The 13494-nt window shown below is 65.9% G+C and carries 10 protein-coding genes; 6 read left to right on the top strand and 4 right to left on the bottom strand.

The features are described from left to right. The first annotated feature begins 9 nt into the window (after positions 1-9). From Q8T13_00180 to Q8T13_00170, 3 genes are read left to right on the top strand one after another with little or no spacing between them, the layout of a single operon-like run. Entirely contained in the window at positions 10-1575 is a 1566-nt protein-coding gene (locus Q8T13_00180) for a sodium/solute symporter (protein ID MDP3716166.1), read from the top strand. A gap of 9 nt (positions 1576-1584) precedes the next feature. Continuing rightward, on the top strand, positions 1585-2568 hold the full coding sequence (gene gmd, locus Q8T13_00175; protein ID MDP3716165.1) for a GDP-mannose 4,6-dehydratase: 984 nt from the start codon (positions 1585-1587) through the stop codon (positions 2566-2568). A 28-nt stretch (positions 2569-2596) separates the two neighbouring features. Further along, positions 2597-4738: a hypothetical protein gene (locus tag Q8T13_00170; GenBank protein MDP3716164.1), complete on the top strand. Its 2142-nt coding sequence runs from the start codon at positions 2597-2599 to the stop codon at positions 4736-4738. Here Q8T13_00170 and Q8T13_00165 read toward each other — a convergent pair. After that, positions 4644-5741, bottom strand: coding sequence for an FAD-dependent oxidoreductase (locus tag Q8T13_00165; protein ID MDP3716163.1), 1098 nt, complete (start codon positions 5739-5741; stop codon positions 4644-4646). The two genes, Q8T13_00170 and Q8T13_00165, sit on opposite strands and share 95 nt — an antisense overlap. A gap of 65 nt (positions 5742-5806) precedes the next feature. On the opposite strand from Q8T13_00165, the gene Q8T13_00160 reads away from it, so the two are divergent. From Q8T13_00160 to rfbC, 3 genes are all read left to right on the top strand, one after another. Next, positions 5807-6919: a DegT/DnrJ/EryC1/StrS family aminotransferase gene (locus Q8T13_00160; GenBank protein ID MDP3716162.1), complete on the top strand. Its 1113-nt coding sequence runs from the start codon at positions 5807-5809 to the stop codon at positions 6917-6919. Positions 6920-6924: 5 nt separating this feature from the next. Further along, positions 6925-8217: a nucleotide sugar dehydrogenase gene (locus tag Q8T13_00155; protein ID MDP3716161.1), complete on the top strand. Its 1293-nt coding sequence runs from the start codon at positions 6925-6927 to the stop codon at positions 8215-8217. A gap of 96 nt (positions 8218-8313) precedes the next feature. Continuing rightward, positions 8314-8850, top strand: coding sequence for a dTDP-4-dehydrorhamnose 3,5-epimerase (gene rfbC, locus Q8T13_00150; protein MDP3716160.1), 537 nt, complete (start codon positions 8314-8316; stop codon positions 8848-8850). Here rfbC and Q8T13_00145 read toward each other — a convergent pair whose 3' ends face one another. From Q8T13_00145 to Q8T13_00135, 3 genes are read right to left on the bottom strand one after another with little or no spacing between them, the layout of a single operon-like run. After that, positions 8851-10920, bottom strand: coding sequence for a glycosyltransferase family 39 protein (locus Q8T13_00145; GenBank protein MDP3716159.1), 2070 nt, complete (start codon positions 10918-10920; stop codon positions 8851-8853). Then, positions 10917-12677 (bottom strand): hypothetical protein, encoded by a 1761-nt coding sequence (locus Q8T13_00140; GenBank protein MDP3716158.1) that lies wholly within the window; start codon positions 12675-12677, stop codon positions 10917-10919. The genes Q8T13_00145 and Q8T13_00140 overlap by 4 nt, the downstream gene beginning before the upstream one ends. Beyond that, positions 12677-13447: a thiazole synthase gene (locus Q8T13_00135; GenBank protein MDP3716157.1), complete on the bottom strand. Its 771-nt coding sequence runs from the start codon at positions 13445-13447 to the stop codon at positions 12677-12679. Before Q8T13_00135 ends, Q8T13_00140 begins: the two co-directional genes overlap by 1 nt. Between the last annotated feature and the right edge of the window lie 47 nt (positions 13448-13494).

Here is a 13494-nt window from a genome sequence, read left to right as displayed (position 1 = left end):
TAGCGTCGCATGCAATCGTCGTTTCATGTCATCGACTGGGTGATCATCGCCGCCTATCTGCTGGCCATGGCGGGCGTCGGCGTGTACTTCTCGCGCCGGCAGAACAGCCTCGATCACTTCATCCTGGCCGACCGCAGCATGGCGTGGCTGCCGGTGGGCCTGTCCTTGATGGCCGCGCTCAACAGCGGCATGGACTACCTGATGCAGCCGTCGGCCACCATCAAGTACGGCGCCGTGCTCACCGCCGGCGTGTTCTCGTGGTTCGCCGTCTATCCGTGGGTCGCAAAGGTAGCCTTCCCCTTTTATCACCGTCTCAATTTCTACACGGCGTACGAGTACCTCGAAGCGCGGTTCGACGTGCGCGTGCGTACGCTCGGCGCGTTGATCTTCGTGATCTGGCGTCTCGGCTGGATGGCGACCGCGATGTATGTGCCGAGCCTGGCCATCAACGCCGCCAGCGGCGGCCAGGTCGATCTCAACACCGTCACCATCATCGTCGGCACCGTGGTGACGCTCTACACGATGCTCGGCGGCATCCAGGCGGTGATCTGGAACGACGTGATCCAGTTCTGCATCATGTTCGGCGGCCTGGTCGCGACGGTGGCGATCGTGTTGGTCAGTGTGCCCGGCGGTCTGTTCGAGATCCTGGCTGTCGCCGGCGCTGCCGGCAAGCTCGACATCTGGCCGCCGCTCGTGGATCCAGCGGCCGTCACCGTGATCGATCAAATCGCGAGCTTCTTCACGCAGCCGCTGACGCTGATCTCGGTGATGGCGTCGCTGGTGTTCGGGCGCATGGCCACCTACACGAGCGACCAGGTGATGGTGCAGCGGCTGCAGACGACGCGATCGATCAAGGATGCCAAGCAGGCGTTCGTCGTCAATGCCGTCGGTGATGCGCTGTGGATGGTGGGCCTGTCGTTCGTTGGCCTGGCCCTGTTCGCGTATTTCCAGAACCGCGCGTTGCCGCCGGAGTTCCAGACCGACAAGCTGGTGCCGTACTTCATGTCGCTGGCCTTCCCGGCCGGGGCCGTGGGGTTGGTGATCGCCGCGATCATGGCGGCGTCGATTTCGAGCATCGACTCGGCCATCAATTCCTGCAGCTCGGTGGCCGTGGTGGACCTCTACAACCGGCTGTGGCTCGGCAAGGACCTGGAACGGGGCGCGCAGTCGGCCCAGGGCGAGCGGCGCCAGGTGATGGCCTCGCGCGTGGCCACGGTGTTCTTTGGCGGACTCGGGACGGTGCTGGCCTGTAACGTCTCCCGTATCGGCAGCCTGCTCGAGATCGCCAACAAGCTGGTCAACGCCTTCAGCGGTCCGCTGTTCGGCATTTTCCTGCTGGCGATGTTCAGCCCGCGTTCGCGGAGTGGTGGAGTGCTGGCGGCGGGTGTGGCCGGTGCGTTCGTGAGCTACTACGTTGCCTACGAAAGCACGATCGGTTTCATGTGGCCGTCGACGTTTGGCCTGGCGGCAACGTTGGCGGTGGGGGGCGCGCTGGCGGCGATCCGGCCGGCGTCGGGTGACGCGCCGGGGCGCCAGCTGACTTGGCGGGCGGTAATGGCCCGGCCCGTGGCATAATCGACGGCTGTGGCTGCCAAGAAACGCGCGCTGATTACCGGTATCACTGGACAGGACGGCTCCTACCTCGCGGAGCTCCTGCTCGATAAGGGCTACGAGGTCTTCGGCGTGGTTCGCCGCCTGAGCGCCCCCAACGTCTGGCGCATTCAGCACCTGCTCGACAAGGTCACGCTGCTGCAGGCCGACATGCTCGATCAGCTGTCGCTGATCAAGGCGGTCGATGTGGCGCAGCCTGACGAGTTCTACAACCTGGCGGCCATGTCATTCGTGCCGGCATCCTGGGACCAGCCGATGCTGACCGGCGAGTTCAACGCCCAGGGCGTGACCCGTGCGCTCGAAGCGATCCGCAGCGTCAACCCGAAGATTCGCTTCTACCAGGCGTCATCAAGCGAGATGTACGGTCGCGTGCGGGAAGTGCCGCAAACCGAGATGACGCCGTTTTATCCGCGCAGCCCGTACGGTTGCACCAAGGTCTACGGCCACTACATCACCGTGAACTATCGAGAGAGCTACGACCTGTTCGCCGTTTCCGGCATTCTCTTCAATCACGAATCGCCCCGCCGTGGCATCGAGTTCGTGACCCGCAAGGTCACCGACGGCGTGGCGCGAATCGTCCTGGGCATGAACGACTCGCTCAAGCTGGGGAACCTCGATGCCCGCCGCGACTGGGGCTTTTCGGGCGACTACGTCAACGCCATGTGGCTGATGCTGCAGCAGGATCAGCCGGACGATTACGTGATCGCCACGGGCACGGCGCACTCGGTGCGCGACCTGGTCGAGGCGGCGTTTGGCCATGTCGGCCTCGATTGGAACAAGTACGTGGGCACCGACCCCCGGTTCATCCGCCCGGCTGAAGTGGACCTGCTGATCGGCGATCCCTCCAAGGCGAAGAAAGAACTGGGCTGGGTGCCGGCGGTCGACTTCAAGCAGTTGGTGGCGATGATGGTGGACGCCGACCTCGCCCGGCTGAAGGCCGGCATTCTCGTCGCCTGATCGGCGACGCCTGCATGGCGGTGGACCCATGACGACCTGGCTGTGGGCCATTGCCGGCGCGGTCGCGCTGCTCTGGCCCGCCCGGCTCGCCGGTCCGTTCGACGGGGCGCCGCTCGACCAGGCTTCGGAGGCCGCCGTCATCGGCGGTGTCCTGGCCATCCTGGCCTGGGCTTTCCCCTTCATCTTCAGAAAACACCTCGTCCGCAGCGCCATCGTCGCGCTGCTGGCGTGGAAGGCGCTGACGGCCGCCACCGTCACCCAGGACGGCTGGTGCCTCACCTTCACCTCGCCCGTGCCGCTTTATCGCGCCACCGGAACGGTGCCCCACAGTTGGGACGTGCGGGCGGATTGGCGGTCGGACCCTCCCCGCTGTTCCGCAGTCATGACCTCGGGCTTCGACGTCCTCGAACGCTTTCCGGTGTGGTTCTACAACCTGCCGCCGGCCAACGACACGCAGCCGGCCGAGAAGTCCGATCGCCCGCCCAACGTGGTGCTGCGCCTCGATCTCGTCGGCTACCTGCAAAACGATTCGCCCGGTCTCTTCCAGGTCCTGAGCGGTCCGGATGTCGAGGCTTCCGTGCGCATCGACGGCGTGGTGCAGTCGGCCGAGTCGGTGGTGTCAGGCGTCACCGTGCCGCCAGGCGAACATCACGTGCATGTTCAGGCCCGCCTCATCAAGTCCCACTGGAGTCTCGAGCCGCGGTGGGACGGCCGCAATCTCTGGACCGCGACGACGGCGACGATGGCGCCGACCTCGGGGTGGGATTCGTGGTTTCGGCCCTGGGGGTGGCTGGTGCCGCCGTTGCTGATCGGCTTGTTGATCGCCGGCAGCCTGCTCGCCGTGATCGAACGTGCGGGCAGTTGGATGGCCGTCGGTGCGGCCGCCGCGTTGGGTGCCGTGTTCGCGGTCATTCCCGCGGTTGGTTCGAACGCGCTCACGCGCCTGGCCCCCATCCTCCTGCTCGGTGTCGCTGCGCTGCCGTTGCCGCGGCGAGTGCGGAACCATTTCGGCGCCTCGCTGCTCGTAGTGGTGCCGTTTCTCGCGCTGATTGTCATGCTGGGCCTGCCGCAGGCAGGTATTTTCACGTGGTATTCGAGCGGCGACGACTGGTGGATGTTCCAGCGCTACGGCTACCGGATCTTCATGGAGGGTTACTGGCTCGAGGGCGGCTCGCTGACGTTCTGGTTCCAGCCGCTGTATCGCTGGATTTCCGGCGCCTTGCACATGGCTTTCGGCGACTCCAGCATCGGCGAGTTGTATTGGGATGGCCTCTGCATGGCCGCCGGTGCAGCGTTTGCCTTTCAGATCGCGCGTACGTTCGCGGGCTTTCGCGCCGGCATCATCGCAGCCGTGCTCACGCTGATGCTGTTCACCCTGGGGCCGGCGTGGTACTTGTTCGGCCGCGGGTTGTCGGAGTTGTCGTCGATGGGCCTGCTCTACGCGGCGGCGCTGTGCGCGCTGCGCGGGCGGCATGGCGACCGCACGGCGCTGCTCGCGGCGGCGGTGCTCGGCACGTTATCGTTCTACACGCGCCTGAACAACCTGCCGATGCTGGTGGCACTGGTCGGAATGGCGTGGCCGGTAACGCAGCCGGTGGGTGAGTGGATTCACCCCCGCGTCCTGTTGGCCAAGGCGTCACGTCCTGTGGCCGCGGCCATCCTGCTGGGCGCCGCGGTGGCGATGTGGCTGTTCACCGCACGGACGTGGTACTACACCGGTGTCATCGACATGTTCCACGGCACGCAGGCCAGTCACCTCTCGGTCTGGAAACAGGCCGATACCGTCGTCGAGGGCATCCAACTGCTGTCAGGTAGCCTGATGATGGTGCTCACGATGAGCGACCCGCCGCGACTGGATCCGCGCGCGGTGCCGGTGATGTTTGGTGTACTGGCCGCGGTCGCTGGTGTGCTGCGGGTCGGTCGTTTCCGTCAACTACCGCTGAACGCGGTCATGCTCTGCCTGGCCGGATTGGTCGGCAGCTTCGTCGCGAGAGGCACGGCCTATCCGGGGCGCTTCACCGTGCACCTGATCCCGGTCACGGTCGCCCTGTCGGTGTGCGCGGTGTCACTGTTTCTCACGGACGCTCGTCTGCCCAGATGGCTGCGACCCGCGCGCCAATCGCCAGGCACGACGTCAGGCCCGGCGAGTCAATTCCCGACGCCTGGATGACACGCGGGTTGACCGTGTCGCGTTGGATCAGGAAATCCGCGAAGCGCTGACCGGGCCCGTGCAGCTTGGCGCGAATGCCGCTGCCGCCCGGCTGCAGGTCGGCCAGCGTGACCCACGGCAGCAGGTGCTGCGCCGGCTCCACGAATGCCTCGAGCGGCAGGCGCCCGCCCTCGTAGTCGTCCTTCGCGTCCTGGTAATGGATGGTCGGCCCCAGCGTGACGCTGCCCCACGTGGTCTTGGCCAGGTGCACACCGAGTCCGGCACCTGAGGCATGGGGCAGGGGATAGACCAGCCCGTTGACCATGTGACGGCGTGAGGGCGCCAGTTCTGCGTACTCGCCGCGGCACGGGTAGATGCGGAACGTCATGCCGCCCAGCATGGCCGAGGTCGTGTCGGCGTAGAGGCCACTGGCGTTCACGACCGTGGCCGCGACGAAGCGTTCGTGCGGCGTGACAAGTTCAATGCCCTCGGCGGCTGGCTCGGCGCCGATCAGGGGGCTGCCCACGACCATCGCCACGTCGTGTTGGCGGCACAGGTGCTCGAGCGCCTTGACCAGCGCCTCGGCTTCGAGAATGCCGGTGTCGGGCGACCAAATCGCGGCGACGGCGCGAACGTTGGGTTCCCGCGTGCGGACGAAGGCGGCATCCACCAACTCGAGCGCGACGCCGTTGCTGCGCCCTGTGTTCAGCAGCCCGGGCAGTTGCTCGGCTTCGTGGTCGTCGGCGGCGATGATCAGCTTGCCGCCGCGCGCGTGCGGGACGTTGTGCGCCGGGCAAAAGGCGTACAGCCGATCGCGGCCTTCGACGCACAACTGCGCCTTGAGTGAGCCCTCGGGATAGTAAATGCCGGCGTGGATCACGCCGCTGTTGTGGGTGCTGGTCGCCCGGCCCGGCTTGCCCTCGCGTTCCAGGAGGCAGACCGACGCGCCTGCCTCAGCCAGGGCCAGGGCCGAGGCCAGGCCGGTTACGCCGCCGCCAATCACTGCGACATCGACGCTTATCATGGCTTTTCACTATACAAGGGGTCGGGTTGCGCCGGAACGCCGCCGCCGTGTACCATTGGATGTTTGTGACTGTCCCGCTGCTCGATCTCAACGCACAGTACTTACCCATCCGGACGGAACTTCTCGACGCGGTCACCCGCGTGTGTGACAGCCAGCGATTTATCGGCGGTCCGGAAGTCGAGGGTCTGGAGCGCGAACTGGCGGCCTATTTGGTCACCCCGTATGCCCTCGGCATGTCGTCAGGCACCGATGCCCTGGTGGCCGCGTTGATGGCCCTGAACATCGGCCCGGGCGACGAGGTCATCACACCGACCTATTCGTTCTTTGCCACAGCCGGCTCGGTGGCGCGCCTGGGCGCAACCCCGGTGCTGGTCGACGTCGACCCCGGCACGTTCAACATGGACCCGGCCGCGACCGCGGCCGCGATCACCTCGAAGACCAAGGCGATCATTCCGGTTCACCTGTTCGGGCAGTCGGCGGAACTCGAACCGATTCTGGCCGCGGCTGCGCCACGCAGCATCCCGGTGATCGAAGATGCGGCCCAGGCGATCGGCTGCATGTATCACGGCAAGCCGGTCGGCAGCTGGGGCGCAGTTGGGTGCTTCTCGTTCTTTCCGAGCAAGAACCTCGGCGGGTTTGGCGACGGCGGCCTGGTGACCTCCACCAATGCGGACCTCGCCCATCGCCTGAAGTTGATTCGCAATCACGGCATGGAGCCGAAGTACTACCACCACATGGTGGGCGCCAACTTCCGCCTGGACGCGTTGCAGGCGGCCGTGCTGCGGGTGAAGCTGCCGTACCTGGCGAAGTGGAGCGCGGCGAGGCGTAACAACGCAGTGCGCTACCGCGCCGCGTTTGCCGATGCGGGTCTGTCGCAGGTCGTGCTGCCGGTGGAAGCGCCGGACCGCACGCACATCTACAACCAGTTCGTGATCCGCGTGCCCCGCCGCGACCAGCTGCGTGCGCATCTCGATGCCGCTGGCATTGGTTGCGAGGTTTACTACCCGGTGCCGTTCCACCTGCAGGCGTGCTTCACGGACCTTGGCTACAAAGCCGGCGCGTTCCCCGTTGCCGAAGCAGCGGCGCTCGACTCGCTGGCGCTGCCCATCTACCCCGAACTCACCGAGGCCCAGCAGGCCGCGGTCGTTGAAGCCATCGCACACTTTTACCGCGGATAACTCTTATGGAATTGCTGAAGAAGATTGAAACGAAGCAGGCCACTCTGGGCGTCATCGGGCTGGGCTACGTCGGCCTGCCGCTCGCCGTGGAGTTTGCCCGCGCCGGGTTCCCCGTGGTCGGCTACGACGTGGATGCGCACAAGGTGGCCGAACTCATGGCCGGTCGCAGCTACATCCCGGACGTTCCCTCCGAGCACCTGGCCGAGGTCGTGAAGAGCGGCCGTTTCAAGGCGACGACGGATGCGAAGGCATTGGCCGCGGCTGACATCATCGATATCTGCGTCCCGACTCCGCTGCGCAAGACCAAGGACCCCGACATGACCTACGTCGTGCAGGCGGTCGATGCGGTCGCAGCGGTGCTCAAGAAGGGCCAGCTGATCATCCTGGAATCGACGACCTATCCCGGGACGACCGTGGAAGTGGTCCAGCCGGTGTTGGCCGCCAAGGGCTTCACGCCGGGCGTGGATTTCTACCTGGCGTTCTCGCCCGAGCGCGTTGACCCGGGCAACCCGCATTACCAGACCAAGAACATCCCGAAAGTCGTCGGCGGCATCAACGAAGACAGCACCCGCTGCGCTGTCGCCTTCTACAGCCAGGTGATGGACAAGGTGGTGCCGGTCAGTTCGCCGAGCGTCGCCGAGATGGTCAAGCTGCTCGAGAACACGTTCCGCGCCGTCAACATTGGCCTGGTCAACGAGCTCGCGCTGATGTGCCACCGCATGGGCCTCGACGTGTGGGAAGTGATCGACGCCGCCAAGACCAAGCCCTTCGGCTTCATGCCGTTCTATCCGGGCCCAGGCCTGGGCGGGCACTGCATCCCGATCGACCCGTTCTATCTGTCGTGGAAGGCGCGCCAGTACAACTTCGAGGCACGGTTCATCGAGCTGGCCGGCAGCGTCAACGGCGCCATGCCCGAGTTCGTGGTGCAGCGCATCATCGACGCGCTGAACTCGCAGAAGAAGTCGCTCAACGGCTCGCGCGTGCACATCATCGGCGTGGCCTACAAGCGCGACGTCAACGACCTGCGCGAATCGCCGGCGCTCGAGGTGCTCGAGCTGCTCGCCCACCGCGGCGCCCTCGTCAGCTACACCGACCCCTACGTGGCGGCGTTCAAGCACGCGTCGCTGGATCTGCAGCATGTTGACGAAGCGGTCGCTCACACGGGTGTCGATTGCGGCGTGATCATCACCGACCACAAGGTGTTCGACTACGGCGCCATGGTCGAGCGGTTCCCGTTGCTGGTGGATACGCGGAACGCTCTCAAGGGCGTGGCCGGACCGAAGATCTTCCGTCTGTAGCGCCAGGAGGGCCGCACTTCGGCCTGTTGTGCCAGGAGGGCCGCACTTCGGCCTGTTGTGCCAGGAGGGCGGCACTTTAGTGCCGCCGAGAGATCAATGAAGTTCACTGAATCGCGCATCCCCGGCGCCTGGATCATCGACGTCACGCCGATCCACGACGACCGGGGCCTCTTCGCGATGACGTGGCGGCCCGACGAGTTCATCACGCGCGGCATGGATCCATCGCTGGCGCAGTGCAACCTGGCCTTCAGCATCAAGAAGGGCACGCTGCGCGGCATGCATTTCCAGAACGCGCCCCACGCGCAGGCCAAAATCATTCGCTGCACCCGCGGCGCCCTGCTCGACGTGATTGTCGACCTGCGCCCCGAATCGCCGGCCTATTGCCAGTGGGAAGCCGTGGAACTGACGGCCGACAACCGCCGCATGCTCTACATGCCAGAGGGGATTGCCCACGGCTATTTGACGTTGACCGATGAGGCCGAGGCCTACTACCACGCGTCGACGCCCTGGGAGCCGAAGGCAGAGTCGGGTGTGCGCTGGAACGATCCGGCCTTCGCGATCCAGTGGCCCTCAGCGCCGGTGGTGATCTCGTCCAAAGATGCCAGCTGGCCTGACCACGCTCGCCCCCGCTAGCTAGCTCCCCCCGAGTCGCCGCCGGGCCGCACCGACTGCCGCCGCGAGGGCGACGCCCGCATAGGGAACCAGCAGCGCGTGGATCGGCAGAATCAACCGCTCAGCCTTTGGGTAGACCGCCACGACTGCAATGAACTGCGCCGCCGCGATCAGTCCCGGAAGGAAGACTGCCGGCAGGGGCACGCGAGCGCCCTGGATGGCCAACACCAGGCCGCCCACAGCCAAGACGAAGCCCGCCAGGTAGATCGGCGAATAGCCCCATCCGGGCGCGTAGGGTTCGTAGAAGCCGAGTGCGAACAGCGCCTTCCGCCCCTGATGCAGGGCAAACGCCTTGGGCGCCACGATCGCGTACTCCACGACCTGTGCCGTGTCGTCGCGCAGTCCAAGGCTCTTGTACAGCGAGCCCCGTGCCTGAAGGTCGATCACGACATCCGCCGGCAGCTCGTTACCGCCGAGCAGCGTGACGCCCAATCCGGTGGAGGTCATCACCCACCGTCCGGACACGATCCAGTTCCGGGCGCCGACCAGCGAGAACACCAGTACCGAGGTCAGCGCCAGGACGACGAGTGGCACTCGCCAGCCTGCAGCGGTGCGCCAGCACCGCCAGCAGGCGATCCACACGGCGGGCCAGGCCAGCAGAACCGTCGACCGGGTCATGGCGGCGAGGGCGCCCAGGACTCCTGCGTTGAACGAACCGCGAGTGGAGGGCGAGTGCCCCAGGCGCACCAACACGGCTACCCAGGCCACCAGTAGCGGCACGTAGAGCGCTTCGTTCAGCAGGTCGGCGGCGATGCCCGAATGCTTCCAGACCGCGAAGACGGTTCCGCACGCGAGCGCGCCCAGCCAGGCGTCCTCGCCGCCGATCGCGATCGCGATTTCGATGATCGCCCACACCGTGAATGCGACCAGCAATCGCTGGACGAGCATCACCCCGAACATGCCTTCACCAAACAGCGCGTGAACGGCGGCGAGGAAGTATGGATAGAGCGCCTGGTAGTAAAACGGCTCACCCTGCCCGGCCGGTTGCCCGAAGTTCATCAGCAGACCGTTGAACAGGATGTCGCGCGAGTACCACTCGTAGGTCATGGGGTCGTCGCCGCCGGCCATGACCATCAAGAGTCGCGACCACGGCCAGGCAAAGACCAGCGCTTCAATGGCGACGATGATGGCAAGCAGGGGAAGCAGCCATGACCGCTGCCCCAGTGCCGGCCAGCCCGACCAGCGGGAGAAATGGCGCTTCAGGGCGCGCGTCAGCATCCATCCCAGCCACACGAGGATGAGTCCGTCGGCGACGGTCTTGGCCCATCGCAGGAGCTGTACGGCTGTCAGCTGCCACGGACGCATTCTCTGGGTCACGACCGAGGTCGCATCGAACGGTTGACGGGCATCGCCCCGCACGGTTCCAGTCGAGAACCGGCGAGGGGCACCATATGGCGACGAGAAGGTGGCGTCGATGCGGTGCCATCCCGCCGTGAGGGGCACCACGACGTTGATGGCGCCCACCGTCGGTGTCAGCGACGCGACTTCGGTGCCATCGACGAACAACTGCGCGGTTGATCCCGGTGCCTCGAGATACAGCGTCGTGTCGCCGGCCTCCGTCCACCACTGGCCGCTCCACGCAGCGGCGAACTCGAGCTGTCGCCGCCGTGGTTGGCCGGGTGAATAGAAATTGAATCGGCTGATGTCGTTAACGAAGGCGAGTGGGAATTCTGGTCCGCCGGGAGCGAAGTCCAGGCGCGCGTCAATGCGGGTGAAGCTGGGATCGCGAAACTCGGTGCTGCGCTCGTGCGGCCCCGTGGCGGCGGCGTTGGCGAAGTATTTCGCTCGAAACCCGCCGGTGCCGGGGATTGCCGCTCCTGCGAGGCCGGCAACGATCAGGATTGCCGCGGGGATCCAGCCGCGTCGAGGCGCCTCACTGAACAGCGCCAGCCAGGTCAGCGACAGCAGCGCGACGGCTTCGAGCGGGCCCAGGGGCAGGCCGTGAACCCAGCCACCGCCGTCGTTGGGAACGATGAAATAGGCGATCCAGGCCAGCAGGCTCGCGTGCCTGAACCAGGTTGCGCGAGTCATGAGCGCTGAGGCCGGCGACCACGTAACAGCCAGGATGTGGCCGCCAGCGAAATGGCGAGCATGCCGATACCCGCCCAGAGACCTTCCGGCACGAAGACGAACGTAAACTTCCCGGTCTGGCCAGGGGCCAGCGTCACGCCCGGCATTCGCTCCGGAGGCTGTGTGACGGGCCCGGCCGTGCTGGTCCAGCCCCGTGCATAGTTCTGGTTGAGCGAGATACGCGAGGGCTCAGCGCCCCCGGTGACGGTGAAGTCGATGCGATTAGGTGAAAACGCGATGTCGGTGACGGTCGCGTGGTCGTCCGCGTACACCAGCGGTGACTCCGCATTGGCCGAGTGCTTCAGCTGCAGGGACTCATAGCAGCTGTAGAAGGACCGGTCGTACATCAGGGCCGTGAACATCGGCGAGCCGGCCGTGTAAGCGCTCGACTCGGCGTCGGTAATCAGTTGTGCCGGGCCGCCCAACCATTCGAACGTGACGGCGAGCGGCGGTTGCGTAAACCCGCCGGCCAGCAGTTCGCGGTTGCGCCCGATCAGGTGCGCGGCGGCCGCAATGCATACCAGTGAGATCGCGACTCTCGCTGTCCGCGGGCGAAGCACGTCGAGACTGAGCGATCGCAGGGCCCAGCCGGCAGTCACGGCTCCGCACAGAACGAACGCGATGTTGTAGCGGCTCGGAATCCTGAAACTCGAAAACAACGGCAGGTGGCTTGCCAGCGATGACGGCGCAAACCGGCTGAAGTCGCCGAGCGACCACACGAAGAACACGATCGTCGCGATGGCCAGCGCCAATCCGAGCCAGTAGTCGGCCGCGCGCCGCCTGACGAAGGCCCAGACCACGCTGGCGACAATCAAGAGGGCCGCGACGGGCCCAATGTAGTTGCCGTACTCGTGCCAGCCATGGCGCTGCTCGGGCAGGCGCGTGCGCTTCTTCTGTTCGGGATCCAGGTAAATCCCCGCGGCCATCTCCAGCGTGGTGAGGTCCGGACGCTCAATGGGCGGACGCGTGTCCCAGAACTGCTCGCTGCTGACGAACGACACCACCGGAATGAGCTTCGGCGCGGAATAGGCGAGGCCCGCGACGCAGCAGGCGACCCCAAAGACCAGCGGTCGCCACTGCCGCAAGACCGCGGCCGACACCACGGCCAGGAGTCCAACTGCGGCGATGGCCATCGGCAGGATGTGGGTGCCGCCGTTGTAGACCATCATCGCGATCGGGATGGCCGCCAACAGTGACCCACGCACGGTCCCGGTTTGCACCGAACGCACGAAAAAGTACACGACGAACGGAAGGTAGAACGCCGGCAGGAACACGCTGTGCCCGACCAGCAGGTGAATGGCCGGACCGCCCGAGGCCGTGAACACCGTGGCCAGGAAGAAGATCAGCGGCAGCGAACGCAAGCCGACCACCCGCGACAGCAGCAAGTGCATGCCGACGAAGCCCATCCAATAGTGCAGCAGGATGTTGACCTTCATCGCGAGCGCCAGCGGCATGAACGCCGTCAGCGGATACACCGGGCTGAGCAGCGCGATCTGCGGGTTCTGCCACAGCACGTTGCCGCCGCAGTACCACGGATTCCAGAACGGCATTTGCCCGTACTCGACGACGTTCTTCAGCACGGCACCGTAGTAGAACAGGTGCTGATCCCAGTCGTTGACGCCGAGGGCGGCGGGCTGTGCGAAGAGCGGTGAGCAGAAGACGTAGCTGGCGACGCCGTACAATGCGACGACCGCGAGGCGCGACCAGCCCAGGTGCATCAGGATCCGACGACGCCCTGCAGGGGGCTGCTCGCGGTGGCGTACGACTTTCGAGCAATGCGGCCGGCCAGGTAGGCGAGACGTCCGGCTTCGACCGCGAGCCTCATGGCGCGCGCCATCATCACCGGGTCGGTCGCGCCGGCAATGGCGGTATTCATCAGCACCCCGTCCGCGCCCAGTTCCATGGCCACTGCGGCGTCAGACGCCGTACCCACGCCCGCATCCACGATGACCGGGACCTTGGCCTGTTCGCGAATGATGCGGATGTTGTTCGGGTTCTGAATCCCCAGGCCTGACCCGATCGGCGCGCCGAGCGGCATCACCGCGGCGGCGCCGGCCTCGGCCAGCTTGCGGCACATCACTGGATCATCGTTGGTGTAGGGCAACACGATGAAGCCCTCCTTGACCAGCACCCGCGTGGCCTCGAGCAGTCCTTCGTTGTCGGGGAACAGCGTCTGCTCGTCGCCGATCACCTCGAGCTTCACCCAGTTCGACATGCCCGCTTCGCGGCCGAGCCGCGCCGTGCGAATGGCGTCTTCGGCGGTGTAGCAGGCAGCGGTGTTGGGAAGCAGGAAGATCTTGGCCGTGTCGATGTAATCGAGCAGCGACTCGGTCTTGCGCGAGATATCGACCCGGCGCACGGCGACCGTTACCATGTCCGCCCCCGACGCCTGGTGGGCGGCCTTCATGATGGCGTGCGACGGGTACTTTCCGGTGCCCACGATCAGGCGCGAGCGAAACGTGCGTCCCGCAATGATCAAATCAGACATGCCAAGTTCTCACCCAAAAATTCGCTCGCGGAAGCACCGAAACACGG

It is taken from the genome of Acidobacteriota bacterium (assembly GCA_030697165.1).
Lineage (GTDB): Bacteria > Acidobacteriota > Vicinamibacteria > Vicinamibacterales > UBA2999 > 12-FULL-67-14b.
The sequence above is the reverse complement of the archived record's forward strand: the minus strand, read 5'-3'. Positions and strand labels throughout refer to the sequence as shown.

What these genes read in the sequence shown, in the direction of transcription:
- Q8T13_00180 (MDP3716166.1), top strand. Translation starts at nt 10, where the DNA reads ATGCAATCGTCGTTTCATGTCATCGACTGGGTGATCATCGCCGCCTAT.
- Q8T13_00140 (MDP3716158.1), bottom strand. Translation starts at nt 12,677, where the DNA reads ATGCACCTGGGCTGGTCGCGCCTCGCGGTCGTCGCATTGTACGGCGTC.
- Q8T13_00145 (MDP3716159.1), bottom strand. Translation starts at nt 10,920, where the DNA reads ATGACTCGCGCAACCTGGTTCAGGCACGCGAGCCTGCTGGCCTGGATC.
- rfbC (MDP3716160.1), top strand. Translation starts at nt 8,314, where the DNA reads ATGAAGTTCACTGAATCGCGCATCCCCGGCGCCTGGATCATCGACGTC.
- Q8T13_00170 (MDP3716164.1), top strand. Translation starts at nt 2,597, where the DNA reads ATGACGACCTGGCTGTGGGCCATTGCCGGCGCGGTCGCGCTGCTCTGG.
- Q8T13_00155 (MDP3716161.1), top strand. Translation starts at nt 6,925, where the DNA reads ATGGAATTGCTGAAGAAGATTGAAACGAAGCAGGCCACTCTGGGCGTC.
- Q8T13_00135 (MDP3716157.1), bottom strand. Translation starts at nt 13,447, where the DNA reads ATGTCTGATTTGATCATTGCGGGACGCACGTTTCGCTCGCGCCTGATC.
- Q8T13_00165 (MDP3716163.1), bottom strand. Translation starts at nt 5,741, where the DNA reads ATGATAAGCGTCGATGTCGCAGTGATTGGCGGCGGCGTAACCGGCCTG.